The organism is Clostridium sp. AM34-9AC, assembly GCF_003480225.1.
Taxonomy (GTDB): Bacteria; Bacillota; Clostridia; order Lachnospirales; family Lachnospiraceae; genus Acetatifactor; species Acetatifactor acetigignens.
On record NZ_QUIU01000008.1, the window covers coordinates 30453 to 56367 of the forward strand.

A 25915-nucleotide genomic window follows, 5' to 3' on the forward strand; every position below is an offset into this window, starting at 1 on the left:
AGTATTTATTCCCACTACTTGAGAAAAATACTCACCAATATCCCCACGATTCCGCCAATAATCAGCGTAGCCGGCACACCGTAAGCATCTTTTTTTGCCAGCCGCTCCCACTCGATACGTGTGGGGGTCATCTTCGTATGGCTCATGCTCTGATAGCAGAGGTAAATATGTTTCCAACGGCACAGGTAGCCCACCAGATTATAGATGCCATCCAGCAATATACCCAGTGCCAGAACGCACAGCATGGTATTTCTATCCCGGAACAGTTCCGCCAGCAGTCCAGCCAGCAGAATCAGTACCGGATAGACATAACGATCCAGATATGCCAGGACACACATCACTGTGACTGAACTGTGCTTTGGCTTCTTGTCAACGATCACTTCCGTACACCCCCAGCCGTTCTGCCTCCTGCAAGAACCGGATCTCGATCTCTCCCGGTGTATGCTCCGCCAGATCCGGTACCGACAATAACTTCGGTACCTCTCGGTTCTCTTCTCCGTGAAGCAGCGTCTTCAGTTCCAGTTCCAGGATCTCATCATCAATCTGCTTCCAACGACAGCTCTCTTCTTCCGTCAGGTCATCCAGTCCGAAATGCGTGAGGATCGTTCCCATAATCTTACTTTCAATTTCCAGATAATTGGACAGGTATATCTTCACCGGGCGAATAATATCAGAAATATATCCCTCACTGGCATCATGAAGCAGACAGGCGAGCTGCTGCCTCTCCGACCACCCTCTGGCTTTCGCTTCCGCAGCACAGTTGAGAGAATGCTGTCCCACCGAATAAAAATAGGTCAGCTGTCCACCGCCCCGACACAGTAAGCTCAGCGCATGAGCGATATCCTCAATATATACATCCCCCGGTGTCATCTGCATGGGATCAAACTTTCTGCCAGAATATGTAGTCATGGTGTTCATAAGTGTCGCTCCTTATTTCTCCGCGCGGATCAGGTTCTTATAGAATCTGACAGCTCCGGGCAGACAATTATACTCAATATTTTCGTTCAATCCATGCATTCCCTTCATCTGCTCCGGTCCATAGATCACCGGTGCAAAACGGATACAGCTCTTACAGATAGGCTGATAGAACTGTGCATCTGTCGCGCCTGTCATAACATAAGGGCTGGAAGGCAGTCCCGGGAAAGTATCTGCGATGGTCTGCTCCACCAGATGGAATGCTTCTCCGTGAATATCCACAGGCGGCGTATAATCATTGGCATGCAGCACTTCGGTCTCCAGACCGTATTTGTCTGCCACTTTTTTGATGATCTCCAGGCTCTCTTTCTCTCCCTGATGGGGAATAAAACGCATGTTGGCACCCACATAAGCCTCCTGGGGCAGCACATTATAGGCATCGGATCCCTTCTGTACCGTAAACGCTATCGTGGTCTTTAACATCGCTCCTGCCTGTGCACTGAGTGATGGCATCACCGCTTTTAATAAGGGGCCAAACAGCCACAGATTTCCAAATACCAGTTTCATTCCAAACCCGGCATAAGGCGCCAGTGCTGTGAACATGGCGGATACCTCCGGCAGCATCTTTTTCCGGAACGGTGAATGCGTCTCCACTTCATTGACGAATGCCGACAATCTGGCGATAGGGGTTCCCTTTACCGGTGTGCTGGCATGGCCGCCGTTGCTCCTTGCGGTAAATTTCACATCCGCCTTGCCTTTTTCAAATACTCCCACCATGGCAAAATTACCGTGGATTCCACCGATGGGCTCCGTGATGATACCACCGCCCTCATCACATACCAGGAACAGTTCAATCCCCCTGCGCTGCAGCTCCGCTACGATCTTCGGTGCACCGTCCCCACCCCACTCTTCCGTACAGGAACTTGCCAGATAGACATCAGTGGGTGGTACGAAGCCCTCTGCCAACAATTCTTCCACTGCCTGGAAAAATGCCATCACAGAGCATTTGGTATCGGACGCGCCTCGCCCCCATACCTTTCCTTCCGCAATATCTCCGGAAAAAGGTGCATGGGTCCACTCACCCTCCGCCGGCACTACGTCCTGATGGCTCATGAGCAGGATCGGCTTCTCAGAGCTTTTTCCCTTCCAGTAAAATAACAGGTTGCCGTCAATCTCTGTCTTTTCCAGTTTCTCATGTACCAAAGGAAACAATTCCTCCAACACTTTGTGGAACCCCAGGAACTTCTCCACCTCTGCCACATTGGCATGGGAGGTGGTATCATACTGGATCATTTTGGAAAGTTTCTGTGCCAGTGCCAGGGATTCCTCCTCCGGTTCCTCTGCCACGTAGGAAGAAGTCTTCCCAGGCATCAGTAAGGTACGGATCACCGCGATCAGTAACAACAATATAATTGCAATGATCACTGCCAGTAAAATGAAACCTATATATTTCATATTTCCTCTTTTCCGGGCGCTTCCTTCTATTACTCACATAACCTGACAGGTTTGGCCCTTTTTCCATTCATCTGTTTTCTGTTCGTATAGCCTTCTGACTATTCATCCCCGGTATTTACACTATTGGGGTCAGCTTTTGTCTGTTCCGGATTCTGTGTATTCTTTTTCCGGAACAGCAGATATGCCACACCGATGGCAATAGCGCCGGAAGGAACGATCATAAAGCTGGTAGATCCGATCAGGGACGGCACCAGAATAAACAGCAGACTCATAAGGATCAGCGGCAATGCAGCGATCTTCATATTTTTCCGGTAATATTTATAAGCCATGGCTCCGAACAGCGCCGGAACCACATTTTCAAAGGCCGGCTGCAACACCTCACTCTGCAAAACGGGCTGCAGGGGCACCATCAGCAATACTCCCAGTGCCAGTACCAGGATCGTCACCAGAGAAGAGGTAGCAATAGAGATTGTGGAAATGATCTCATTCTCCGGGGTTCCTGTCTTGGCTCCCACCATATCTCTGGCATTGACGGCACAGGGAATCTTCATATTGATCAGATTACCGGTGATAAAGGCCAGATATCCACCACCGGCTCCCAGCATCGGCGTATAGATCAAAAACTCCGCGATGCTGCTGACCAGCCATACGATTCCCACAGAGAGAAACCCCTTGCCGACAGCCCCCAGATCCGGATACGCACCTAAAAGCTTACCGATGAGAAACGGTGCTCCCACTAACATTACTAATGTGACAATGCTGACTGTCCGTCCGATGATATGTGTTTTCTTCGTATAGATCTGCCAGGTATCCGAAGTCTGCCCGGTCTGCTCCTTTGTTGCTTCTACATTATTCAGTTCCTTATTATCTATTGTCATGCTATCCGTTTTCATATTAAGCTCCATTCCGCAGACGATTCCTTCCGTTGGAGGAATTGCGAATCAAATTTTAAGGTTGTCACGTCAGCCTTTACAGCAATCCCACCAGTACGGCTGCTGTCATGCCGATGATCATGCTTCCGGCAATGGAAAAGCTGTCCACCCAGGCTTTTCCTTTTTTCTCAATGAGGTATACAAATCCTGCCATCACCAGTGCCGATACCGCCATTACCACTAACGGAATGTAATCTCCGTGAAACGTAAACAATCCGTTCTCCGATACAAAACCGCCGAGATATCTTCCGATGTAGGTGCTGACCAGTCCGATGAACATGGCAGTCATTGCCATATCTCCGAAGCCCGGCTTGCCGGATTTTTTATTCGAGGTCAGCTTCTGCGTATATTTTTTATTCAGGAAAATGGACAATGTCATGCCCCAGATAATGCAGATGCTCATGAGCAGTGCGATCGTGGAAAATGCCTGCGGTGTCATTTCCGCAGCAGACAATGTGCTCATGCCCACCTGCTCTGCCGCTGCCTGCGCCACCTGGGTCTCATAATGCAGGGCACCGATCACGGACAATCGAAGCCACGGCCAGGGTGTTCCCAGACTTCCCGACAGGGCGATGACGCCCAGCAGAATCCCCACACTGGGCAGCAGGGAAAAGGTCGCGCTGGAGATGATGGTTCGCTTCATTTTTGTGGTATCCATACCGAGTGCCTGACCGGCGCGGTATGCCCTCACCAGAAAAATCACGCAGACCACCGCCACAAAAGCAATGATCCCTCCACAGATCAGGTACATCGGTACACTGTTTAACTGACTTAAGATTGACATGTCTCTTCCTCCTTCAGAATCTCTCTGATTTTATCTTCCTGTAAATGCTCTCCGATGACGATTAGCACCTCCTGCCCCACTGCGACAGACTGCATTGTATGACTGTCCGGTGTAGCATTCAATTCCATCCATTGTCCTGCTCCGTTTTTCACAAAGCCCTTGATACGGAATACTTCTCCGCAGGACTTGTCGGAAAACAGTCTGGGCACCGCCCGTTCCAAAGCCTCCGGCTTAATCTTCTCTTCCATGAAAAATAAAGAGTCGAAGCTCTGTCCATTCTCTAAATCCATCTTGCGGTAACTTTCCAGACGATAACCGCATTTGGATACTTCCTCTAAATCTTCTTTTGTCAGATCCGTGAGATTTTTCTGTAAGATGTCCTTCTTGGGGTCGATTCTCCGGTCACAGCGGATCTGTTCCAGTGCCCGGTTGAGATGTGCCACCGTGTCCTCACACTGTTCCCTGGTGGCTGCATCCGCATGGCTCAGAATCACTTTTCCGGCATTGGCAGCCTCCGATGCCAGCAGATAGTCCGCCTGCTGTGAGAGATTATCCTCCAGTCTTGCATCCAGTATGGCGATAACATTGCCGATCTCATACCACTGGTCTAGCGGCTCCTCCCGAAGTACATCAAAAAACTCATCTACATCATAGATTCCCGACGGCTCCACCAGCACCCTGTCATAACCACACATTCGCATGGAGATCAGCTTCGTACGGAAACGCCTCCTGTGGCTCTCCGCATCGCATCCTCCGGCGATCATCTCCAGTTCGCACTGATCTCCCCTGAGTTCGTGGAGCATCAGCATATCCACGTTGATGGCACCGAAATCATTTTCCAGAATACCGATATGCAATCCCTGATCCATCAGGTATTCTGCATATTTTTTCAGAAAAGTAGTCTTTCCGGATCCCAGGAAGCCTGTGATCAGATCGATCGTTACCATATATCGTCTTTCCTCTCTGTTTCATTGATTTGCATAGTAATCACTTCTATAATTCTTTCTCATAACACCAGTAGGAATGCCCGAAAAGCTCACATTCCCCTGCCGTGGTAAAATGCAATTTTTCATAAGAACGCAGGGCTTTCACATTGTCCTTTGCCACTAAAATGTGTACCGCTTTATAACCCTGTGTTTTCAATTCCGCCATGGCTTCCTGCAACAGGATCCTGGCAATGCCGCGATTCTGATATTCTACCGCCACTCCCAGTCTGGACAGCTCTGCCACCGGGGTAAGGTCCTCTGACCAACAGGACAGTGCCTTAACTTCCGGGTCATCATCCATGGAGATTGTGCCAATTAATCGTTCTCTCTCATCAGGCTCCGACATTCTCTCATGCAGACAAAACAATGCATTTCTCGACAGGTCAAATTCCACTTCCCGTTCTGTGGGATAATTTTCTGTCCAGACACAATATTCGGTTCCGATCAAAGAACGGTATAATTGCAGGATCTCTTCTGCTTCTTCTCTGCGTGCCCTGCGAAATTCCATGTGATGATCCTTCATGCTGTTCCATCCCTCTACTAACTTATCTTCTACGATTTTATTCTTTTGCTTTTTTATGATTTTCCGTTTTTGTTCATTTGCATTTCTACCGTGCTTTCATCTGACTGCACACATGCTATTTTATGTTTTACGGGTATCACCACATTTACACCTTTAATGTTTTCAGATACTCTTTCTGCTCCCGAGTGATCCGGTAGCTTTCCCTCGCCTTCTGTATAGTCTTGTTATGAGTCCATGGATCCAAGCATTTTTTCTCGATATAACAAACGGCCGCATCCCACTGTTTTGCCAGTGCCGTGGCATAGAACCACGCGATCATCATGTTCACATAATATTCCTCGGAATGTACCGCTGCCGGGATCTCCAGATATTCCACCCGGAAATCCTCATCCAGGAAATGTGTCATCAGCATTTCCATTCCAAAGCGGCAGGTATAGGGGTGGTCCGAAGCTGTCCATTCTCTTATTTTGTCTATGAGTTTGTCTTTGTTTTTGCGAAACACCTTTGGTGAAAAAATATCACACACCGCCCAGTTATCTACATAAGGCAGGAAACGCTCCACTTCTTTTACACAAACCTCGTAATCTTTGATCTCCGCCACCAGCAGCGCATGCAAAATATTTTCATCATAATAAGTGTGCGGCAGCTGTTTCAGAAACTCTACACTCTCCGGATCCTTTCCATACTCCTTCGCAAGCTTACGAATAGTGGGAATGCGGACGCCGATAATCGTCTCCGCAGGAATCGTCGGGATTAATTTGCTCTGAAAATCACGGTAACCTTTATCTTGCAATTGAAATAATAATTCCTGTGCTTTCATACAATTTTCTCCTCAAAATGCCTGCTTTCTGTTTATTGTACCACAAGCATAGAAGATATGCAAAACAGTCATGGATGGAAATTGAGAGCTGGGGCGGCGAACGCCCGCCTGTGCCCTTCTTCCGCCTCAGCGTGAATAGTTTGTGGGTATACCCTGTCAATGTTTCCTTGGTTTTAATAACTGGTAATCCATCTTTTTCTGAACATAATTCCTTATAAGTCTCTATAGATAATAATGGAACCCTAATAATAAACGTCTTTCCTACTTCATATGGCATCATATCAATTCCTCCTAATTTGCTTTTACTTTATTTCGTAACTCTTTTATTACTCCGACACTTGAATCAAATACTTAAAAGTTCTATTACCAAAACATAATAATCTTTTTCACATAACGTTATATATTTATTATTTTTTGTATTATATACTTTACATTTTGTTTGATATATCATATAATGCATATAGAAAGGAGGTTATATAAATGAAAAATATGCGTCTTAAATTAGCGCGCGTTGAGATGAAGCTTTCTCAAGAAGAACTGGCTGCCAAAGTTAATGTTACACGCCCTACTATCAACTTACTAGAAGGCGGAAAGTTTAACCCCAGTCTTCAGCTTTGTATTCGGATATGTAAAGTACTTAACAAAACATTAAACGATTTATTTTGGGAGGAGGACAACTTATGAAAACCACCATTCACTGTGATGAAAGGATCACAAATATTCGGCACACAATTTATGTTAAACTTTTTTGGGGTATAATTATAGCAAATGAACTTACTTATCTACTAGATTATTTTTTTAAAACAAGCTTAAACGGTTGGGTTATTCCATTAGCGCCTGATGTGTTAATCATTTGGATGTCAATAAAAGGAGTTCTTTTTAATGGAACCCAACATTTTCCACTCTGGTGTTGGCTATTTGCACTATGCTATTCTAGTTTAAATACTATTATCGTTTTTGTTGAGAGTTTCCAAATTGATACTGTTTTCTATCTTGAACAGATTAATCAAAGAATTATTGTCTCCTTAATATTTCTAACTGTTTATTTCCTTGTAGTATTGTTATTTTTTTACATTTCTTATCGTATTGCTATAAGAAAAATTAAAAAACTTTCTACTGACATCTAATTATGTAAAATTAAATGATTATCAATCCCACATGGGAAGCTTGTTTTGTTGCTGATACCCAAAATGTGAAAACCGGAAGGTATAACAAGGGAACTCTATATTCTAAAATGTTCGTCGTGGGTGTCCTGTATTTTGGGTCTATACAGAAAAAATGAGTTGTGAGATACTAAAATTGCTACAAATAACGCATAAAAAGATGAATATGGGTCTATAGGGAAAAAACCGGCTCTGAGGTACTCATTTTGAAGAAATTGAGTATCTGGCAGGCAAATTTTTAGCTATAGGCCCATATTGTTTAGTTTTTGTTTTTTTACCTGTCCCCAAAAGTACCTACAGGGAAATTTATCTTCTATAGACCCATGAAGGTTTTCAAGAAATCAGTAGCCCCGGCTGGGTATAAGAATAAGCAGTGCCGCGTTTCTTATACCCTGCCAAGGGCTACGGGGATTAGATACAATTTTCTTCACTAACTCTCAATTTACAACACCTTGGATCCGTTCACGGTCAGCTTAAAGGATGCCTCCAACACTTCCGCTGCGCGCTTACACATCATCATACGTCCAAGGAATATCTCAAAATACTCATACATGCTGCAGATCTTCGGATCAATCTGCAGATTCAGTGAAATCACTCTCTTCTCCACATTGATCTTAAGTCTCGTAACTATATACCAAGGAGAATGATAATCATATTCACCAAAATCCCCAGACTCATCAATAAAAATACTTAGTTCTTTCATATAGCGCCTTCTTACTTCAAATTCTGTAAAAAAAATGGCGGGGATATACCCGCCAATAATGGGGAACCTCCCCATCCGCTGATGGACCCGGGTCTTTCGACCAGCCCAAACTGTAATGCATTACAGCTTTATTCTATGCACATTATATCACGTCTATTCATAATTTTCAAGGTCAATCTCATGCTTTCTGTTTGGTAATTTAAGCTTTCCGAAATATTATACCATAATATCTCCGAATATATCAAAAATCGACATCTGTCCATCTGACTTTTTTTGTGACATATAATTCCATATAGTTTTATCTAACACACTTTCACCCACTTCTAATACAGATGCAGTCTTTCGCAATATTCTACTTGCTTCCTTATAATCGGCTGTCAAAACACCTGCTATTTCAAGAAATTGAAACATATGCCTGTCAATCGGAATCGCTTGCTGACCAGATAGTAATTTCATATAATCAATAGTCTTTCTTCCTACTCCATTAATTTCTAATAAGCTCTCCGCATTCCCATCATCCAAAATCCACTCCGCCAAATCATCTTCTGTATTTATATTACAATTATACAAATACAAAGCCAAATTACAGATTGTGTTTTGCTTTCTTTTATTTTTCCATTGTATTATTTCCTCAATTGGTATTGTCTGAAATAGTATTATAAAATCACATGTTGTCCTATAATCCGAATATTTGCTCAGAATATTATAAACTCTTGGATACACCACACTTTTGTAATTCATTCCTGCTTGCAATACTGAATCTGTCAATGTTGCTGCCATATTATAATATGGTGTTCTTTGTGTAATTTCAGCATAATTATGGGGAATTCTTTCCAAAAGGTCTATAACCTTTTGAACTGAGTTATCTATATTATCCATTAATCTTTTCCTCTAGTATATTATTTATCGCATTAATGCGATCAACACAGTTTGGACACGCTCCACATGGCATATCTGAATTTACCTGACATGAATACGTTATCTCAATAGGAGCATTTAGTTCTAATCCTAACTTTGCCACCTCTGTTTTTGTCATTTCACGAAATGGCATATTAATCCTAATAGAGCCATATTCATATAACAAACTTTCCAATTTTGTAAAAAATTCCATAGAACAATCTATCTCTTTTGCATGGTTGCTATTAATAAATGCGGTATACACATCTTTTATTCCCATAGATTGCGCATATGCAGATGCCAATGAAATAAACAAAATATTTCTATACGGGAGATACATATCCTCTGCCACAACATTATCTTCCCACAAATTGGCTTCTATTATCATTCTCGAATTTGATTCCTTATAAACATCACCAATTTTTATAACACGCACATTATCTACATATTCTTCAGGAAGTACTTGTAAAAGTGTTTGATATTCCTTATCCTTACAGTGTTGACCGTAATCAATAAATAAAATTACTACATTTTTATTTTCTTTAGCAAGCTTATATGCCAAAACGGTAGAATCCATTCCACCAGAAGCAAGCAAAAGACAATCAAAATTATTCTCCATTTTTCACCATCCTACTAACCACAGTAAATACTGCATCAATTACTTGACTCTTCGTCTTGCAATAATATGTACATGAATTCTTTAAAAACATATTATCCAGTTTGAGATACGGATCATAAAGTATTATTGGTTTTCCATTTGCTTGATAATTCCCGATTTCTACCAACGTTCCTTGGTCGTTGTAGAGTAATGTTGCTATCATTATCTTGCATTCCGATAACAATTCCATATCTTTAGCAAATATAGCACGTTCTTCATTCATGTCCATCTCTTTATTCACTTGTCCATTTTCTTGGATTGGTCTCCGAGGTTTAAAATTATGATATAAAAGAGAATCCTCTAAAATATCCAATTTCTCTGTATCTACATAATCAAAATCTGGAGCTGCCATATAAATTGGATAGTTTACTCTTTCATTCCATGGAACTCTTATTCCTTCCATTTCAACAAAATCTTCAATATTCTGAACAATGAGCTCTACATTTTCTTTAAATTTTTCTTGTTGAATTGTTTGTGCATATAAACTTGACATCCACGCTGCAAATGCCATATTACCTGCAATATTAGTTCCAACCATTTCAGACATAAATGCTATATCATATACATCTCCTACTCCCACAGAATGAATAATCTCTCCGATATGAGCAGGTGCCTCATAACTTGTTTTTTCCTTGAAATCATAAAGCCATGAACCACCTCTATTTTCCTTTATTAATAACTGACTGACATTCTTTTTGTCAAAATATTTTATTAAATTATCATAACTAATTTCTTTAAAAAACTCTTCAAATGAGGTGGATGATGTCGATAAGAATACAGTCTGAATTTTTATTGTATCTAAATCCAAAATATCATCACAGTCATAATTCATATCTATATGAATTTTTCCTTCATAATTTGAAAGGTTACTTAAAATTCCTGCATTCCCATACCTTCCCGGAAAGATAATTATATCTGTCGGATCGAAATCGTCTAATACCTGCATAAATGGTAACATGCTGACATATTCTGCTTGCCTACCTAATATGTTCTCATATAGCTGATTACCACTCTCATCCGACTGACCAATTAACATTACGTTGGGTGCCTTATCCACTTTACCTAAACGAAATATACTACTTGCTCTTAACACATCAATCCCAAACTTTTCAACATCCTTTACAAGATAATCTGGTGCATAATATGCCAATGCATATTCTATATTCAGCGCATCACAACTTCTTGCGGCATGAAAAATCCCGCCAAGTCTTGATGTACTGTATCCATTCTCTATAATATCAAGATGCTGGTCTACATATACCTCTCCAATTATCAATATTTTTCTGTTATGCATACAAATTTACCACAATAAAAGGAACAGGTGATAATCCAGACGACTTAATTTCTCCTGAATATCTTTTTCCCTTTTTTATACACAAATTCAAATAGTTATAAGATACTGGCAGATTTCCAATAACCTCTTGAGTACTGGACAAAACAACAGCCAATCTCTTGTTAACTAACTGCATTGATAATTCAACTGCTTGTCCAGTGGAAGGCACATCTTTATGATTCTGAAAATATTCTGATATAGCCACATCCTCCAATAGAATATTTTCAATAGCTAATGGACATTCATCGCCTCCATTATTTCCTCCTCTAACAATTGAACCTGCTCCACCACCACGATACGTTCCAAACATTCCATTACCAGAAGACCCCATAATACACCTCCGTAAAATATGATATTGTTATTTTACATCTCCGTTGCATTTTTGAACAGTCGGAACATATGGTCTATTCCATTACAGTTGTAGTATTTACTTTAAAATTTACTTGCGTAGTTTTTGGCACTGTTTTGGCACCGCTGACTACACTTTCACTGTTACACAGACGTAAAAAGGCTCCCGAGGAAAACCTCGGAAGCCTTTTAAATACTAGTTTTGTGAACAATCACTCGAAATTACTCAATGATGGTAGCTACACGGCCAGAACCTACGGTTCTACCACCTTCACGGATAGCGAAGGTAAGACCCTGCTCCATAGCGATAGGATGGATCAGTTCGATGGTCATTTCTACGTTATCACCAGGCATGCACATCTCAACACCAGCGGGCAGTTCGCAAACGCCGGTAACGTCGGTGGTTCTGAAGTAGAACTGAGGACGATAGTTGTTGAAGAAAGGAGTATGACGTCCACCTTCATCCTTGGTCAGAACGTAAACCTGAGCGGTAAACTTTCTGTGGCAGGTAACAGTACCGGGCTTAGCCAGAACCTGTCCTCTTTCGATTTCAGTTCTCTGGATACCACGAAGCAGAGCACCGATGTTATCACCAGCCTGTGCCTCATCCAGCATCTTACGGAACATTTCGATACCGGTTACAACAGTCTTCTTGGTCTCTTCCTTGATACCAACGATTTCAACTTCATCATTCAGATGCAGAACACCACGCTCTACACGACCGGTAGCAACGGTACCACGACCGGTAATGGTGAATACGTCCTCGACGGGCATCAGGAAAGGCTTATCAGTATCACGCTGAGGATCAGGGATATAAGAATCTACAGTATCCATCAGTTCCATGATCTTGTCGCCCCACTCGCTGCTGGGATCTTCCAGAGCCTTCAGAGCGGAACCCTTGATGATAGGGCAGTCATTGAAGTCGTACTCTTCCAGCTGCTCGGTTACTTCCATCTCAACCAGCTCGATCAGCTCGGGATCGTCAACCATATCACACTTGTTCAGGAATACGATGATGTAAGGAACGCCTACCTGACGGGACAGAAGGATGTGCTCCTTGGTCTGAGCCATAACACCATCAGTAGCAGCTACAACGAGGATAGCACCATCCATCTGTGCAGCACCGGTGATCATGTTCTTAACGTAGTCAGCATGGCCCGGGCAGTCAACGTGTGCATAGTGTCTCTTCTCGGTCTGGTACTCGATGTGAGCGGTAGAAATGGTGATACCACGCTCTCTCTCTTCGGGAGCCTTATCGATGTTATCGAAGTCAACCTTCTCGTTACCAGGTACTCTCTCGGAAAGAACCTTGGAGATTGCAGCGGTCAGAGTAGTTTTACCATGGTCAACGTGACCGATGGTACCAATGTTACAATGGGGCTTTGTTCTGTCAAATTTAGCTTTAGCCATTATTTAAGTCCTCCTTAAAATAATTAAACAGTTTCGTAGTTTTATTTTTTTAACTCGCTACCTCTGATTATATTAAATAATCAGAGGTTTTTCAAGTTATTTTTATTGATTTAGCGCTTATTTTGCTTTTGCAGCAAGAACCTTTTCCTGAACGTTCTTAGGAACGGGCTCATACTTTTCGAAGAACATGGAGTAGTTACCACGACCCTGGGTCTTGGAACGCAGGTCTGTGGAGTAACCGAACATCTCAGCAAGGGGAACGAAAGCCTTAACCATCTTACCACCGCCGATGTCTTCCATACCTTCTACACGACCACGACGGGAGTTCAGGTCACCGATTACATCGCCCATGTATTCCTCGGGCATGGTAACCTCAACCTTCATGATCGGCTCAAGCAGTACAGGAGCTGCCTTCTGCATTGCTTCCTTGAATGCCATGGAACCTGCAATGTGGAATGCCATCTCGGAGGAATCGACCTCATGATAGGATCCATCATATACATTCGCATGAACACCCAGTACAGGGAATCCACCCAAGATACCAGCCTGAGCTGCTTCCTGAATACCTTCACCTACTGCGGGGATGTATTCCTTAGGAATGGAACCACCAACTACAGTAGATTCGAATAACAGAGTAGGAGGATCGTTGATCAGAATGTTTGCCTTAGGATCAAATTCAAACTTCTCACAGTTAGCCTCCAGGGGCTCAAACTTAACTTTACAATGTCCATACTGTCCACGACCACCGGACTGCTTAGCATACTTGGAATCCACTTCGACAGCCTTGGTAAACGCTTCCTTATAAGCAACCTGAGGAGCACCTACGTTAGCTTCTACATGGAACTCACGAAGCAGACGGTCAACGATGATCTCCAGATGCAACTCACCCATACCGGCGATGATGGTCTGACCGGTTTCCTGATTGGTATGAGCACGGAAAGTAGGATCTTCTTCTGCCAGTTTTGCAAGAGCTTCACCCATCTTGCCCTGACCGGCTTTGGTCTTAGGCTCGATAGCCAGCTCGATAACGGGCTCAGGGAACTCCATGGACTCAAGGATTACAGGATGCTGCTCATCACAGATGGTATCACCGGTAGTGGTGAACTTGAAACCAACTGCTGCTGCGATGTCACCGGAGTAAACCTTTTCCAGCTCTGCACGCTTGTTCGCATGCATCTGCAGGATACGTCCTACACGTTCCTTCTTGTCCTTAGTAGCATTGAGTACATAAGAACCGGAATTCAGAGTACCGGAATATACACGGAAGTAAGCAAGCTTACCTACGAACGGGTCAGTCATGATCTTGAATGCAAGTGCGGCGAAAGGCTCTTCATCGGAAGACTTTCTCTCTACTTCATTACCGTCAAGGTCAACACCCTTAATAGCCGGTACATCCAGAGGAGAAGGCATATACTCGATAATAGCATCCAGAAGCTTCTGAACACCCTTATTTCTGTAAGCAGTACCGCAGCATACGGGAACGGCTCTGCACTCACAGGTAGCTTTTCTCAAAGCAGCCTTCATCTCTTCAACGGAAGGAATTTCACCTTCCAGATACATCATTGTCAGATCATCATCCAGCTCACAAACCTTTTCAATGAGCTCGTCATGATATAAAGCAGCCTCATCAGCCATATCTCCAAGATCATCGGTAACAGTGATATCGTCACCCTTCTCATCATTGTAGATATATGCTTTCATCTCGAACAGATCGATGATTCCCTTGAATTCATCTTCCTTACCGATAGGCAGCTGAAGGCAGATTGCATTCTTGCCAAGTCTGGTACGGATCTGATCTACTGCTGCGTAGAAGTTTGCACCAAGGATATCCATCTTATTGATGAATGCCATACGAGGTACATTGTAGGTATCAGCCTGACGCCATACGTTCTCGGACTGAGGCTCTACACCACCCTTTGCACAGAAGACACCAACGGCGCCATCCAGTACACGAAGGGAACGCTCAACTTCAACGGTGAAGTCTACGTGACCCGGGGTATCAATAATGTTGATACGATGCTCCAGAGCACCGGGCATGGGTTTGGTCTCTTTTTCCAGAGTCCAGTGACAGGTCGTAGCTGCAGATGTAATGGTAATACCTCTCTCCTGCTCCTGAGCCATCCAGTCCATGGTAGCAGTACCTTCGTGAGTATCACCGATCTTGTAGTTAACACCTGTGTAATACAGAATACGCTCGGTAGTAGTGGTCTTACCGGCATCGATATGAGCCATAATTCCGATATTTCTGGTTCTCTCTAACGGATATTCTCTTCCAGCCAAGTTTTTTCCCTCCTACTAGAATCTGTAATGAGCAAAAGCCTTGTTTGCCTCTGCCATCTTGTGCATGTCTTCTTTTCTCTTAACTGCAGATCCGGTATTGTTGGCTGCGTCAAGAATTTCGTTAGCAAGTCTGTCTTCCATGGTCTTCTCACTTCTCTTACGAGAGAACATGGTCAACCAACGAAGGCCCAGAGCCTGACGTCTCTCAGGTCTGACCTCGATAGGTACCTGATAGGTAGCACCACCGATACGTCTTGCTTTTACTTCCAGAACAGGCATGATGTTGTTCATAGCCTCTTCGAATACTTCCAGAGCAGGCTTGCCGCTCTTCTCTTCAACCTTAGCAAATGCTCCGTATACGATCTTCTGGGCTACACCCTTCTTGCCATCCAGCATGATGTTGTTGACAAGCTTGGTAACCACTTTGTTGTTGTATAAAGGATCTGCTAATACATCTCTTTTCTGAATATGTCCTTTACGTGGCACGGTTCTTCCCTCCTTAACAAATTGTTCTCGTGAGATCCGTTATCTCGGCATCAAAGATGCCTCGATGTCGGCTGTTCGCCGACCAATCCCTCCATAAAAAGTTCGCTCGTAAGCAAGCTTACGCTCTCTTTTCATGTCGGTCTTGTCTTCTCACTAGTTACGTTAAATCATCGGTACTCACATGTGTTTCCCCAAGTGTTCGCGCTGTTATATCTGTATCACAGAATTCCAACACTTTTCTTAGTTTCGTTTTTGTGGTACAAAGATGTCTCGCTGACATCTCCAAAAATCCTCGCGGATTTTCATCGAACTCTCGGTCCGATGTTCAAAACGCCCCGGATACTACTTATTTCTTAGCATCCTTAGGTCTCTTAGCGCCGTACTTGGAACGAGCCTGTTTTCTGTTAGCGACACCGGCGGTATCAAGGGTACCACGGATGATGTGGTATCTGGTACCGGGCAGGTCCTTAACACGACCACCACGGATCAAAACAACGCTGTGCTCCTGCAGATTGTGACCTTCACCGGGAATGTAGCTGGTAACTTCGATTCCGTTGGAAAGACGTACTCTGGCGATCTTTCTAAGAGCAGAGTTAGGCTTTTTAGGAGTTGCTGTCTTAACAGCGGTACATACACCACGCTTCTGGGGAGCAGAAACGTCTGTTGCTTTCTTGTGAAGAGAGTTGTAACCCTTCTGGAGAGCAGGTGCAGTAGACTTCTTAACAGAAGTCTGACGTCCTTTTCTTACTAACTGGTTAAATGTTGGCATTCTGTTTCACCTCTTTCTTAATAGTATAATAGACGCACCTTTTCTGGCACGCTTTAACAGTATACTTGTTCCGACTTCCGTTGTCAACAGGTTTTTCGTGAAATTTACAGGGTTTTTCATGACTTTTTCATATATTATAAGTCGAGTAGGCTGGCTCCTACTCGATTTGTATACTTTGTACACCATCTCGCTTAAAAGCTCGATGATGTACATTCGCCAAAATGGGAGCCGTACCGTTTCCGATACCGCTCCCTGAAGTATTTCCCGTTATTTTCCTGCTTACACAAAGTCTGTTTACAGGATTTCTTTCAGATATCTCTCTAACGCATCCTGCCAGGAGGGAAGCCTTACGAATCCGTTCTCTGTCAGCTTGGCTTTGCTCATGCGGCTGTTCTCCGGTCGCTTGGCTTTCGTCGGATACTCGGAAGCCGGTACAGGAGCCACATCCACTTTCATGCCAGCCTGGCGGAATATCTCGCAGGCAAATTCATACCAGTTACAGATACCTTCGTTGGTAGCATGATAGATACCGTATTTATCCGTCAGGATCATATCCACCAGAAGCCTTGCCAGATCATAAGTATAGGTAGGAGATCCGAACTGGTCATTCACCACTGTGAGATGATCATGGGTCTTGCCCAGATTCAGCATGGTCTTGATGAAGTTCTTGCCGTTGACTCCGAATACCCAGGAGATTCTTACGATAAAATATTTCTCCAGTGTCTTCTGTACTGCCAGTTCTCCTTCGTATTTGGTCTGTCCGTATACATTCAGCGGATGACGCTCGTCCTCTGGCTCCCAGGGTCTGGTGCCCTCGCCGTCAAACACATAATCGGTACTGATATAGACCATCTTGCAGTCCAGCTTCTTGCAGACATTCGCAATGTTCTGTGTGCCGTCCGCATTGACCTTACGGCAGATTTCCACGTTATCCTCCGCTGCATCCACTGCGGTATAGGCTGCACAGTGTACCACAGCGTCCGGTGCCGCCTCTCCGATCACCTTTTCCACGCTGGCCGCATCTGTGATATCCATCTCCTGAATATCCACGCCGACAGCCTCAATTCCGCACTTTGTCAACTCATTTACCACATCATATCCCAACTGGCCTTTTACGCCTGTTACCAAGACTTTCATAGATTGCCTTCCTTTTCTTTCCTATGCTTGTGGCACAGGTCTCTGAACCGGCCACATACATGATTATAACATTCCCGGCAGACATCAGCAACGAAATACTTCACTTTTATAAATCTGGTGTAAAAAATCCGGGGATGATCCCCGGATCTTTCTGATTAAATTTAAACAGTCATATAGCTTTGCGCTGCCCGCCGGATATCCTCGACAATTCCTTCTGCCTTTTTATCCTCCAGTTCGGTTACCTGCTTTCTAAGCTTCCACCAGTTCCAGCCGGGATGTGCATTTTCCTGCAATTCTATGATTCTTTTCTGGTATTTTCTGCATAATATAAAATAAATCACCAAGAGTAATAAAACACCAATGCCCAGCATTCCGGCTACTGTGTCACCGTAATATCCACTCTTTGCTGCCTGTGCAAGCGGTGTCGCTTCATCTTCAATTTGTACGATTCGATAACCTGTCAAAATCACAGGTATGGAATATAGCATGCCGCTCATCTCGACCGCCTCCGTTATTTCTTAGTCTCTATCTATAAAGACTACTTATCCATGAAAAACGGCTCACATTTTTCGATATTTTTTTCAGGAATTCCTACCGGTCTGCTTCCGGAAATTTTTATCGCATAAATTTACTTTTTATGTGAAATCCGATATAATGGTGATATAGATTTTCACACGGCTATTTGTGCTGCAGGCGTCACAAAGCAGCCCTTATCGCAGAATCAAATTTGAAATTTGATTCGCGATTTCTCCGACGGAAGGAATCGTCTGCAGAATGGAGATTATTATGAAAAAAATTTTCATACGACATATTTTTGCTGTAAGTATATTGTCCTGTTGTCTGTTATTCGGAGGATGCAGTCAGAATTCTGACAGAGAGGATACATCCTCCGCCACGACTGCTTCCACCTCCCCGTCTGAGACTGTTGCCGCCCAGCCTGCCGATGTTTCCCCGGATTCCGATTCGTCTGCCATAGAATCCACTTCGGAGGATACCAGGGCACTCACTCTGTCAGTAGTCAATATGTGCGGCATCGAAATCGGTATGGTAGCGGTCATTGATCCCGTGACCGGGGAACAGGTAAATATGGATTCCCTGTCGGATCAGGAATCGATCTCTATGGAAGCAGACTGGCCCTCCTCTGTCAATGAGTTCCAATGGGCTCTCTACAATACTGACGGTGAATTATGCGTTGAGGGGACAACCGATATCAGCAGTGCCCAGGCCACAGTGACTCTTCTTCTGACCGGAGACGGTAATCTGGAAAAAGTTGAAGAGCTCTTCGAGTAATCCGCTTTCCAAGGTCTAAAAAACGACATCCACCGGGAAAATCCCAATGGATGTCTTTTTTGTTATCTTTTATTCTTCGATATCTCCTGCATTTTCTGCCTGAGCCTTCAGCTTCTTCTCATTGTGCTTCTTGTACATTTCATATCCGGTTGCACCGAGGATCAGAATGATCAGCCACCACCACCAGGACATCTTTGCCTGTTCGCTCTCTACGGCAACATCTGCCAGGGGAACAGCCTCTTCTTCGATATTTACGGCTTCCTTGGTCTCTTCCTTATCGGAACCTGCCTGAACGGTTTCCTGTGTATTTGCAGGAGCTGCTTCTGCAAGAGGTGCTGCTTCGTCAGCGATCTGTACAACGGGTGCTGCTGCCTGGTTCTGTGCCACTACGGTTGCCTGTGCTGCGGGTGCTGCTGCCAGTGCAACAGGTGTAACAACTGTTGCTGCCTCTCCGGCGCCGCCTTCCTCTGTATCACCAGCACCCCCGGTCTCACCTTCTCCACCTGCAGGTGTTCCGGGTGTAGGTGCGGGAGTCAGACGCTCGATCGCCTTATCCAACTCTCCGCCTGCCTCATCCAGGCTGTCCAGAATCTCCTTCAGAGTATCTTCTGCATCCTTTTTGTTCTGTTCAGCCACGGTCAGCTTTCCTTCCAGTTCCTCCAGAGCTCCAAGGTTACTGGTTCTGTTACTCTTCAGAGCTTCGATCTCTGCCTTCAGCTCTTCTACCTTGCCCTGTGCATCTTCCACCTTACCCTGTGCGTCCTGTGCATCCTGTAACAGCTTCTGATACTTTTGGGTCAGAGCCTTGGCATCATCTACGAATTTACGATAGGCTTCATCCTTTTGGGTGAGCTTAATGTTGCCCTGAATGTAATTCAGGTTCTGGATGATCTGGCCGGTCAGCACTTCTGCATTTTCATAAGTCTCAGTTCTGACAGCAGTATTGGTTGTGGTCTCTCCGGTTTTCTCCAGATAATCAATCTCATAGGAATAGCTGGTATGAGCAATGGTATCGGTATCTGTAGTCTTCACATTGTACACACCGGTTGCGCCACTTGCTTTTGCCTGTGCCAGTGCTGCATCCTGTACCGCATTCTGTGCCTCCTCAGCAGAGGTCTTCTCATCGGTCTTAACGCTGACACCTGCCACATAGCGGATGGTTGCCTTGCCGAACTTCCAGTCATCCCAGTTGGCACTTACGAAAATACCGCCTTCTGCCTCGACTGCCTTTCTGGCTGCATCTTCCAGCTTCTTGTTCGTAGCTTCTCCATTACCAAACAGGGCTTTGATATCATTCCAAAGAGAACCGAAGGTACTCTGATCGACAGTTTTCTTGGTAACCTTTGCGTAGGTTGCGGATACAGTGCCGGATACGAGGAAGTCGGAATCATCATACCAGTGATCTTCTGTATAGCCGGTTACCTTAAGATCACTGCTTACACCGATCAGGTATAAGTCGTCATCATCGTTAATCTTATTGCTTAACGCCTTCTCCTGCTCTTTCGTAACCTTTGCTACTGCTTCTTCCTCTGTTCTTACACCATAATCCGTCTTTTTATCTGTATGCTTCCATTCAACCTCTTCATCCTTCACATTCACAGTCTTCGTAAAGGTAGGAATGTAGGTTCCGTTACCGGTATAAGTATAATCCGTTTTTTCTGTTCCTGTAACGGTTGCTTCCTTACCGTTATTGGCATTTTCCAATTCCTTTTCCTTTTCAGCAGCTGCAGCATCTCTCTCTGCCACTGTCTGATACTGTTCGGAAGAAGTGAATTTTGCATCGGTATAGGTGATGGTGGTCACATCAGCGGTCACGGTCTTGACCAGGTTGCCGTTCTCATCCAGTTTCCAGGATTCCTTCTCGGTAACCTCATTTACATCAGTATCAACCTCGCCGTTTTCGGTCTTCTGGTTATTGTCAGAAATAATGATACTCTCGGTTCCGTCGTTCTTGATCACTTTCTTTCCATCTACTGCAATAATGGTTCCGTCTTTCAGACCTTTTTCCACTTCGGAAACAGTGATAGTATCCCCGTTTTCCTTCACATACTGATCCGGATTGGTCTCCTGCGCCGTCTTCCAGTTTACTTCCTCAATTCGCTTCTCAAAGATCACGATATTGTCCTTGGAAGTCTGTTTGTCATCCATCACATAGTTGTAATACTTTGTCTGCTTATTACCATTCTCATCGGTATAGGTTACTTCAAAATAATTCTTGGTATTATTGTCTTCACCCTGTCTGCGGACAACCTTAATATCATCGGCAGTGATCTTCAGTACCTCGGGCAGATAATAATTCTGCATAATGGAAATAAAAAGCTTATCCTCATTTTTCCAGTTAAGTCCCTGATCTCCCTGTGTCAGAGCTTCCTTATCTGCAATATCCATGGCACCTGCTGCGGAGGTATCCACTGCGCTCTTGGCAGCTTCCAGAGCCTTTGCCAGTGCTTCTGCATTTTCCTGCGCTGCTTTCAACTCAGTAGCTGCGGCATCTGCATTGGCATCTGCACTGTTTACCGCATCCTCATATGCCTTTTCATAATCCGCCAGTTTCTTTGCGGCTTCTTCATAAGCTGCCTTGGCGGTATTGTACTCCCCGAGCTTTGCATCAAAATCTGCCTGTGCCTGATCCACGGTAGTCTTTACTTCTTCATAGGCAGCATTGGCATCGGTGATAGAAGCAGCATCCTTGATATTCTCGATCTGTCCATTTACCTTATCCTGGGAAGCCTGCATGGCATCCTTTGCTTCTGCCGCAGTCTGTCCTGCATTTGCCGCAGCATCAGCTGCCTTATTCAGTTCTGCGTCGGACAGCTTGTCATTGGCTTCCGCAACCCCCAGCGCAGTATCTGCATTCTCTACGGCAGACTCTGCATCCTTCAGGGATGAACCGTCTTCAACAGTCTTATCCTCTACTTTGGCATTGGCATCCAGAATGTCCTGAGACAGATCCTTTCCCCCGGCATCCTTCACATCTCCGGCTGCCACCTTGTCAACCACTTCCGCCTTCACATCAGCGGCACTCTTTTCGGCGCCCTCTACAGCCTTGTCAGCATCTTTTGCGGCTGCTTCCGCCTGATCGCATACACCGGCTTCCGGTGTCACTGTAATGTTCTTATCCTCGTTTCCTTCGGAAGAATTCCCCTCTCCTTCTGCTGCCAGTGCAGTCAACGGTGAAGATGCCATCAGCATTGCGGAAATGCCGATCGCCATAGCACGAATCACTTTTTCGTTCTTACTGTTTTTTCTCATATGATTTTTCCTCTCCATTCTATGTTTCAACAATATGTTCAAATAAATACTGCAGCACCTCCGGCGTGAACTTCTTTGCCGAAATAGCTACTTTAAAATTTCCGTCTTCTTGCTCCTCCTGTCTGGTGACATCTGCATACATGATCATCGTATCCGCTACGATTATGATGTCTTTCCCCTTAAGGTCAGGAGATCCTGCCGGCATCGTAAAGGCTATGCCCAGCGGACTGACATTCCGGGTCTCCACAAAAATGCTTTCCCCGGTATCACATACCACGATAACACTCTTTGCCTGGTAGCCCACACGGTCGATCCGTCTTCGTTCTTCCATGTCCCCTTTTGCTCCTTTCTTCCAGAGATGCCTGTTAAAACGCCCCTTTTATTCTGTCTTATCTATTAAGACTCTCCGTCTCAGAAAAAAGGTTCAGAAAAACAGAAATATTTTTCTTTTTTTTTACATTTTTTTCAAAACATTGTATTCTTAGCATTTTTCCCATCCCTTTTCCTTACACTCACCTCCATGGCCAGCAGATCCGCAAGCAGGATCATCCCTCCCAGCACCGCCGCCAACGGTTCTCTCCACCATCCATATCCAAACAATACCACGGCACCGGTCATTCCTACCCAGTTCACCCGGGTTCCATGCATCTTCATTCCACCTCTTCTGCCTCTCTTTCTAATACGCATCCGCATGCTTTAACAACACTGTCACCGTCTTGCACAAAATCCGGATATCCTCCATCAGTGACCAGTTATCAATATATTCCACATCCAGCTCCACAATCTTTTCGAAATCCGTCACCAGACTCCTGCCGTTCACCTGCCACATGCCCGTCAAGCCCGGCTTGATACTGATCCGCCGCCACTGCCTTGTGCCGTATTTCTCCACCTCGTCCGGGGTCGGCGGTCTCGTTCCCACCAGACTCATGGAACCTCCCAACACATTAAAAAACTGTGGCAGCTCATCAATGCTTAAATTCCGCAGGATCCTGCCCACCCGGGTGATCCGGGGATCCTCCCGGATCTTGAACATTACGCCCCCCGCGATCTCATTTTGCGACAGCAGCTCTGACTTTCTCTCTTCCGCATCCACATACATGCTACGGAATTTATAGATCTGAAATGTCCTGCCGTTTTTCCCGACCCGGGTCTGCCGGAAGATCACAGGACCGGGGGAATCCAGCTTAATGGCCAGCGCCGCCAATAACATCACCGGAGAAAACAAAACGATCCCTGCCAGGCCTCCTGCCACATCCATGATCCGTTTTATCACCTGTTCTCCGGTATTCAACGTCACCGTATGGTAGGTGATGACCGGATAGGTTCCCACACAGCTTACATAACTGTCGGCTCTGCGCCTCTTATAGAAATCCACCACCATCCGTACCGTCACCCCCATATCAATGCACAGATCCACATATTTCTGCATGGAAAAAAGCTGTTCCTCGCGCTTTTGCAGAATATAGATCTGATCCAGATGGTACCGGCGGATCAGCATTTCCAGATCTTCCAGACTTCCCAGATATTCTCCTGCATCTCCTTCTGAAATCTGTGCCAGTTCCTGTGCCGATGCCGCAATATACCCCACAAGCTCCATGGGGATGCTGGTCTTCTTCAAAAAATACCGAAACTTGTTGTACTGCGCCCTTCTTCCCACAAATGCGGTACGCGGCACTTCCCCGCGATTTCTTTCCATGTCTCTGCAGCATCTGCCGTGTCGCAGCAACGGTACGCTTTCCAGACTGTACGCCAGGATCAGAAACAGAAAATATCCCCTCTGATCCTCTGTAATATATGGCAGCAGGACCACGGTTGCCGCTGTTGCCACCAGAAACGATCCTGTTCTGCGCCGCTGTATCCTGTCCGGATAACCGAACAGGGTCACATTATACAGATATTGCTCTTCCTTTCCCAATACATAAAGCAGCACGAATATCGCTGCCAGCCCTGTCATACCCCCAAGTGTCCGAAGGCTCCATGCTCTTCCCATAAATAACACAGCCACTCCATAAGCCACCAGAAGCCGCAGCATATCCTTTACTATGTGTCCGATATCCTTATTTGCACTCGTATTTGACCGATTCATTTTTCTCCCCCTTCTCGTGTCACTTTTTCATCCGGTCTGTCGTTTTCCGCTGTCCTTTGTCTCTCTCTGTCGACCTTCCTTTGGTGACAATCGTTTTTCCCCCATGCTAAAATAGCACCAGCAAAGGAGGTAAGATAATACTATGTTCAAGCTTGTGCTGATCGATGATGATGCCGAAGTGCTGGCGATCAATCAGAAATATCTCACCGGTGCGGGATTCACCGTGTATACTGCCATCTCCCCCCGGGAAGGCGTCTTATCCATTCGAAAGAATCTTCCGGATTGTATCTTACTGGATGTTATGCTGCCCGAAGCCGACGGTTACCGGGTGTGCCGTTACATCCGCTCTTTTTCCTCTGTGCCGATCCTGTTTCTCACTGCCAGAAGTTCCGAGGAAGATGTGATCCGGGGACTTACCTGCGGCGGGGACGATTATCTGGTCAAACCCTACAGTCTCCGGGAGCTGAAAGCCCGGGTGGACCTCCTGATCCGCAGGCGCAGACAACTGGCGCAGGCTTCTTCCGATCTGGTACTGACGATCGGAAATCTTTCCATCGACAGGGTAGCCCACAAGGCCTTCTACCGGGAACAGGATCTGTGTCTCGCCAACCGGGAATATGAAGTCCTGCTGTATCTGGCAGAACACCCGGACCGGGACATCACCTTCGAGGAACTGGGAACGGCTCTCTTCGGTGTCTACCGGGAAAGTGACAGACGCAGCGTTATGGTCAATGTCAGCCGTCTCCGCAAACGTTTCGAGGGCAATTACGAATTGGAGAACCGCATCGAGACCGTCTGGTCCAAAGGGTATCGTTTTCTGAAAGGAGGTATCTGACCATGGCACAAAATTCCCGCCCCGTTTTCCGTTCTCCCTCTCTCGAACAGGAGACCGTGGAAGAACTGTCCCGCAGGCTGCTGGAAATCACCGCGCAGTTAAATGCCAGCAATCGCTCCCTGCAACACCTGCAACAGGAACGTACGGAAATGCTGGCCAATCTCTCCCATGATCTGCGGGCTCCCCTCACTGCCATCCGCAGTGCCGTGGATTATCTTACTTCCGGACAGTCTCTGTCTGCACAGGATATCGAAGGTGCCCTCACCCTGATCGATCACCGGACTGGGACACTGGAACATCTGATCCGGGATATGTACGAGTTGTTCACTCTGGAGGATCCTTCCCACGCCTTTTCCTTTCAGGAACTGGATGCCCCGGCCTTTCTGGAAGAATATTTCTATACCGCACTTCCGGACAGCCACTATGCCGGTCATCTTCTCTGTTTATCTGTATCGCAGGATCTCCATGCCACCCTTTTTGCAGATCCCGGAAAACTGATACGGATTCTGGACAATCTGCTCAGCAATGCCGCAAAATATGCTCCCGCCGGAACGAAAATCACTCTGTCTGCCGCGCCTTCCGCTGACCTTACTTCTCTCCGGATCTCCGTGACCGATGAGGGGCCCGGCATTCCGCCGGAGGACCTCGAGCGGATCTTTAACCGCACCTACACCGTCTCCTCCGCCAGAACTCCCGGTTCTGCCACCGGCAGTGGTCTGGGACTGGCCATTGTAAAGACGATCACAGAACGTCACGGCGGAACCGTGTCCTGCGAAAATGCCCCCGGTGCAGGCAGTATCTTTTCTGTGACACTTCCTGCAAAATTCTTACAATCATGATACATTTCTTTACT

At 45.4% G+C, this 25915-nt stretch carries 29 protein-coding genes; 5 read left to right on the forward strand and 24 right to left on the reverse strand.

Annotated features, from left to right (window positions below; genetic code table 11):
* Window positions 1-14: 14 nt before the first annotated feature.
* From DW835_RS06315 to DW835_RS06355, 9 genes are all read right to left on the reverse strand, one after another.
* Window positions 15-380 carry a hypothetical protein gene (locus DW835_RS06315; RefSeq protein WP_118668934.1) on the reverse strand — a complete coding sequence of 122 codons (366 nt, stop codon included), beginning with the start codon at window positions 378-380 and terminating at the stop codon, window positions 15-17.
* Complete coding sequence (locus DW835_RS06320; protein ID WP_118537809.1) at window positions 370-918, reverse strand: phosphohydrolase; 549 nt, start codon at window positions 916-918, stop codon at window positions 370-372. Before DW835_RS06320 ends, DW835_RS06315 begins: the two co-directional genes overlap by 11 nt.
* A gap of 12 nt (window positions 919-930) precedes the next feature.
* Window positions 931-2370, reverse strand: coding sequence for a M20/M25/M40 family metallo-hydrolase (locus tag DW835_RS06325; RefSeq protein WP_118537810.1), 1440 nt, complete (start codon window positions 2368-2370; stop codon window positions 931-933).
* Window positions 2371-2468: 98 nt separating this feature from the next.
* A complete protein-coding gene (locus DW835_RS06330) occupies window positions 2469-3275 on the reverse strand; it encodes a hypothetical protein (RefSeq protein ID WP_118537811.1) in 807 nt (268 codons plus the stop codon).
* 64 nt (window positions 3276-3339) lie between these two features.
* Window positions 3340-4086, reverse strand: a complete 747-nt coding sequence (locus DW835_RS06335) for a DUF5058 family protein (protein WP_118730869.1) — start codon at window positions 4084-4086, stop codon at window positions 3340-3342.
* The gene (locus DW835_RS06340; RefSeq protein ID WP_118730870.1) at window positions 4074-5033 is read right to left on the reverse strand and encodes a GTP-binding protein; all 960 of its coding nucleotides are present in this window, start codon (window positions 5031-5033) and stop codon (window positions 4074-4076) included. The genes DW835_RS06335 and DW835_RS06340 overlap by 13 nt, the downstream gene beginning before the upstream one ends.
* A gap of 46 nt (window positions 5034-5079) precedes the next feature.
* Window positions 5080-5595: a GNAT family N-acetyltransferase gene (locus DW835_RS06345; RefSeq protein WP_243037074.1), complete on the reverse strand. Its 516-nt coding sequence runs from the start codon at window positions 5593-5595 to the stop codon at window positions 5080-5082.
* 145 nt (window positions 5596-5740) lie between these two features.
* Window positions 5741-6415 (reverse strand): DNA alkylation repair protein, encoded by a 675-nt coding sequence (locus tag DW835_RS06350; protein ID WP_118730871.1) that lies wholly within the window; start codon window positions 6413-6415, stop codon window positions 5741-5743.
* Complete coding sequence (locus DW835_RS06355; protein WP_118730872.1) at window positions 6378-6695, reverse strand: hypothetical protein; 318 nt, start codon at window positions 6693-6695, stop codon at window positions 6378-6380. The genes DW835_RS06350 and DW835_RS06355 overlap by 38 nt, the downstream gene beginning before the upstream one ends.
* Before the next feature lie 200 nt (window positions 6696-6895).
* On the opposite strand from DW835_RS06355, the gene DW835_RS06360 reads away from it, so the two are divergent.
* Together DW835_RS06360 and DW835_RS06365 are read left to right on the forward strand one after the other, a co-directional pair.
* Window positions 6896-7099, forward strand: a complete 204-nt coding sequence (locus DW835_RS06360) for a helix-turn-helix transcriptional regulator (protein ID WP_118730873.1) — start codon at window positions 6896-6898, stop codon at window positions 7097-7099.
* Window positions 7096-7542, forward strand: coding sequence for a hypothetical protein (locus tag DW835_RS06365; protein ID WP_118372532.1), 447 nt, complete (start codon window positions 7096-7098; stop codon window positions 7540-7542). Before DW835_RS06360 ends, DW835_RS06365 begins: the two co-directional genes overlap by 4 nt.
* Window positions 7543-8020: 478 nt before the next feature.
* Here the strand turns inward: DW835_RS06365 and DW835_RS06370 are convergent, their stop codons facing one another.
* The 11 genes from DW835_RS06370 to DW835_RS06420 all read right to left on the reverse strand — a co-directional run bounded on the left by DW835_RS06370 (window position 8021) and on the right by DW835_RS06420 (window position 18096).
* A complete protein-coding gene (locus DW835_RS06370; RefSeq protein WP_347559358.1) occupies window positions 8021-8281 on the reverse strand; it encodes a hypothetical protein in 261 nt (86 codons plus the stop codon).
* A 216-nt stretch (window positions 8282-8497) separates the two neighbouring features.
* Entirely contained in the window at window positions 8498-9160 is a 663-nt protein-coding gene (locus DW835_RS06375) for a hypothetical protein (protein WP_118097652.1), read from the reverse strand.
* On the reverse strand, window positions 9153-9797 hold the full coding sequence (locus DW835_RS06380; RefSeq protein WP_118097651.1) for a 7-cyano-7-deazaguanine synthase: 645 nt from the start codon (window positions 9795-9797) through the stop codon (window positions 9153-9155). Before DW835_RS06380 ends, DW835_RS06375 begins: the two co-directional genes overlap by 8 nt.
* A complete protein-coding gene (locus DW835_RS06385) occupies window positions 9787-11112 on the reverse strand; it encodes a nucleoside 2-deoxyribosyltransferase (protein ID WP_182430261.1) in 1326 nt (441 codons plus the stop codon). The genes DW835_RS06380 and DW835_RS06385 overlap by 11 nt, the downstream gene beginning before the upstream one ends.
* 10 nt (window positions 11113-11122) lie before the next feature.
* Window positions 11123-11500: a hypothetical protein gene (locus tag DW835_RS06390; protein WP_118669247.1), complete on the reverse strand. Its 378-nt coding sequence runs from the start codon at window positions 11498-11500 to the stop codon at window positions 11123-11125.
* 239 nt (window positions 11501-11739) lie between these two features.
* Complete coding sequence (gene tuf / locus DW835_RS06395; protein WP_117465564.1) at window positions 11740-12927, reverse strand: elongation factor Tu; 1188 nt, start codon at window positions 12925-12927, stop codon at window positions 11740-11742.
* 117 nt (window positions 12928-13044) lie between these two features.
* Entirely contained in the window at window positions 13045-15207 is a 2163-nt protein-coding gene (gene fusA, locus DW835_RS06400; protein ID WP_117465565.1) for an elongation factor G, read from the reverse strand.
* A 15-nt stretch (window positions 15208-15222) separates the two neighbouring features.
* Window positions 15223-15693 carry a 30S ribosomal protein S7 gene (gene rpsG, locus DW835_RS06405; protein ID WP_118545676.1) on the reverse strand — a complete coding sequence of 157 codons (471 nt, stop codon included), beginning with the start codon at window positions 15691-15693 and terminating at the stop codon, window positions 15223-15225.
* Between the two features lie 346 nt (window positions 15694-16039).
* Window positions 16040-16462, reverse strand: a complete 423-nt coding sequence (gene rpsL / locus DW835_RS06410) for a 30S ribosomal protein S12 (RefSeq protein ID WP_022153693.1) — start codon at window positions 16460-16462, stop codon at window positions 16040-16042.
* 294 nt (window positions 16463-16756) lie between these two features.
* A complete protein-coding gene (rfbD, locus tag DW835_RS06415; protein ID WP_118730874.1) occupies window positions 16757-17599 on the reverse strand; it encodes a dTDP-4-dehydrorhamnose reductase in 843 nt (280 codons plus the stop codon).
* A gap of 161 nt (window positions 17600-17760) precedes the next feature.
* A complete protein-coding gene (locus DW835_RS06420; protein WP_117465569.1) occupies window positions 17761-18096 on the reverse strand; it encodes a hypothetical protein in 336 nt (111 codons plus the stop codon).
* 289 nt (window positions 18097-18385) lie between these two features.
* On the opposite strand from DW835_RS06420, the gene DW835_RS06425 reads away from it, so the two are divergent.
* Window positions 18386-18889: a hypothetical protein gene (locus DW835_RS06425; RefSeq protein WP_145985618.1), complete on the forward strand. Its 504-nt coding sequence runs from the start codon at window positions 18386-18388 to the stop codon at window positions 18887-18889.
* Between the two features lie 69 nt (window positions 18890-18958).
* On the opposite strand, the gene DW835_RS06430 is transcribed toward DW835_RS06425, so the two are convergent.
* The 4 genes from DW835_RS06430 to DW835_RS06445 all read right to left on the reverse strand — a co-directional run bounded on the left by DW835_RS06430 (window position 18959) and on the right by DW835_RS06445 (window position 24227).
* Window positions 18959-22141: a hypothetical protein gene (locus tag DW835_RS06430; protein WP_118730876.1), complete on the reverse strand. Its 3183-nt coding sequence runs from the start codon at window positions 22139-22141 to the stop codon at window positions 18959-18961.
* A 19-nt stretch (window positions 22142-22160) separates the two neighbouring features.
* The gene (locus DW835_RS06435; protein ID WP_118669244.1) at window positions 22161-22472 is read right to left on the reverse strand and encodes a PilZ domain-containing protein; all 312 of its coding nucleotides are present in this window, start codon (window positions 22470-22472) and stop codon (window positions 22161-22163) included.
* 134 nt (window positions 22473-22606) lie between these two features.
* Window positions 22607-22795, reverse strand: a complete 189-nt coding sequence (locus DW835_RS06440) for a hypothetical protein (protein WP_118503888.1) — start codon at window positions 22793-22795, stop codon at window positions 22607-22609.
* Between the two features lie 22 nt (window positions 22796-22817).
* Entirely contained in the window at window positions 22818-24227 is a 1410-nt protein-coding gene (locus DW835_RS06445) for a sugar transferase (RefSeq protein ID WP_022312388.1), read from the reverse strand.
* Between the two features lie 142 nt (window positions 24228-24369).
* Here DW835_RS06445 and DW835_RS06450 point away from each other — a divergent pair, with 142 nt between their 5' ends.
* Both DW835_RS06450 and DW835_RS06455 read left to right on the forward strand, forming a co-directional pair.
* A complete protein-coding gene (locus tag DW835_RS06450) occupies window positions 24370-25062 on the forward strand; it encodes a response regulator transcription factor (protein ID WP_118538238.1) in 693 nt (230 codons plus the stop codon).
* Window positions 25063-25064: 2 nt separating this feature from the next.
* Window positions 25065-25901, forward strand: a complete 837-nt coding sequence (locus tag DW835_RS06455; protein WP_118669243.1) for a HAMP domain-containing sensor histidine kinase — start codon at window positions 25065-25067, stop codon at window positions 25899-25901.
* The last annotated feature ends 14 nt before the right edge of the window (window positions 25902-25915 follow it).

Coding starts and splice junctions, on each gene's coding strand:
- DW835_RS06320 (WP_118537809.1), bottom strand. CDS start 918: ATGAACACCATGACTACATATTCTGGCAGAAAGTTTGATCCCATGCAG.
- DW835_RS06325 (WP_118537810.1), bottom strand. CDS start 2,370: ATGAAATATATAGGTTTCATTTTACTGGCAGTGATCATTGCAATTATA.
- DW835_RS06330 (WP_118537811.1), bottom strand. CDS start 3,275: ATGGAGCTTAATATGAAAACGGATAGCATGACAATAGATAATAAGGAA.
- DW835_RS06335 (WP_118730869.1), bottom strand. CDS start 4,086: ATGTCAATCTTAAGTCAGTTAAACAGTGTACCGATGTACCTGATCTGT.
- DW835_RS06340 (WP_118730870.1), bottom strand. CDS start 5,033: ATGGTAACGATCGATCTGATCACAGGCTTCCTGGGATCCGGAAAGACT.
- DW835_RS06345 (WP_243037074.1), bottom strand. CDS start 5,595: ATGAAGGATCATCACATGGAATTTCGCAGGGCACGCAGAGAAGAAGCA.
- DW835_RS06350 (WP_118730871.1), bottom strand. CDS start 6,415: ATGAAAGCACAGGAATTATTATTTCAATTGCAAGATAAAGGTTACCGT.
- DW835_RS06355 (WP_118730872.1), bottom strand. CDS start 6,695: ATGATGCCATATGAAGTAGGAAAGACGTTTATTATTAGGGTTCCATTA.
- DW835_RS06360 (WP_118730873.1), top strand. CDS start 6,896: ATGAAAAATATGCGTCTTAAATTAGCGCGCGTTGAGATGAAGCTTTCT.
- DW835_RS06365 (WP_118372532.1), top strand. CDS start 7,096: ATGAAAACCACCATTCACTGTGATGAAAGGATCACAAATATTCGGCAC.
- DW835_RS06370 (WP_347559358.1), bottom strand. CDS start 8,281: ATGAAAGAACTAAGTATTTTTATTGATGAGTCTGGGGATTTTGGTGAA.
- DW835_RS06375 (WP_118097652.1), bottom strand. CDS start 9,160: ATGGATAATATAGATAACTCAGTTCAAAAGGTTATAGACCTTTTGGAA.
- DW835_RS06380 (WP_118097651.1), bottom strand. CDS start 9,797: ATGGAGAATAATTTTGATTGTCTTTTGCTTGCTTCTGGTGGAATGGAT.
- DW835_RS06390 (WP_118669247.1), bottom strand. CDS start 11,500: ATGGGGTCTTCTGGTAATGGAATGTTTGGAACGTATCGTGGTGGTGGA.
- tuf (WP_117465564.1), bottom strand. CDS start 12,927: ATGGCTAAAGCTAAATTTGACAGAACAAAGCCCCATTGTAACATTGGT.
- rpsL (WP_022153693.1), bottom strand. CDS start 16,462: ATGCCAACATTTAACCAGTTAGTAAGAAAAGGACGTCAGACTTCTGTT.
- rfbD (WP_118730874.1), bottom strand. CDS start 17,599: ATGAAAGTCTTGGTAACAGGCGTAAAAGGCCAGTTGGGATATGATGTG.
- DW835_RS06420 (WP_117465569.1), bottom strand. CDS start 18,096: ATGAGCGGCATGCTATATTCCATACCTGTGATTTTGACAGGTTATCGA.
- DW835_RS06425 (WP_145985618.1), top strand. CDS start 18,386: ATGAAAAAAATTTTCATACGACATATTTTTGCTGTAAGTATATTGTCC.
- DW835_RS06430 (WP_118730876.1), bottom strand. CDS start 22,141: ATGAGAAAAAACAGTAAGAACGAAAAAGTGATTCGTGCTATGGCGATC.
- DW835_RS06435 (WP_118669244.1), bottom strand. CDS start 22,472: ATGGAAGAACGAAGACGGATCGACCGTGTGGGCTACCAGGCAAAGAGT.
- DW835_RS06440 (WP_118503888.1), bottom strand. CDS start 22,795: ATGAAGATGCATGGAACCCGGGTGAACTGGGTAGGAATGACCGGTGCC.
- DW835_RS06445 (WP_022312388.1), bottom strand. CDS start 24,227: ATGAATCGGTCAAATACGAGTGCAAATAAGGATATCGGACACATAGTA.
- DW835_RS06450 (WP_118538238.1), top strand. CDS start 24,370: ATGTTCAAGCTTGTGCTGATCGATGATGATGCCGAAGTGCTGGCGATC.
- DW835_RS06455 (WP_118669243.1), top strand. CDS start 25,065: ATGGCACAAAATTCCCGCCCCGTTTTCCGTTCTCCCTCTCTCGAACAG.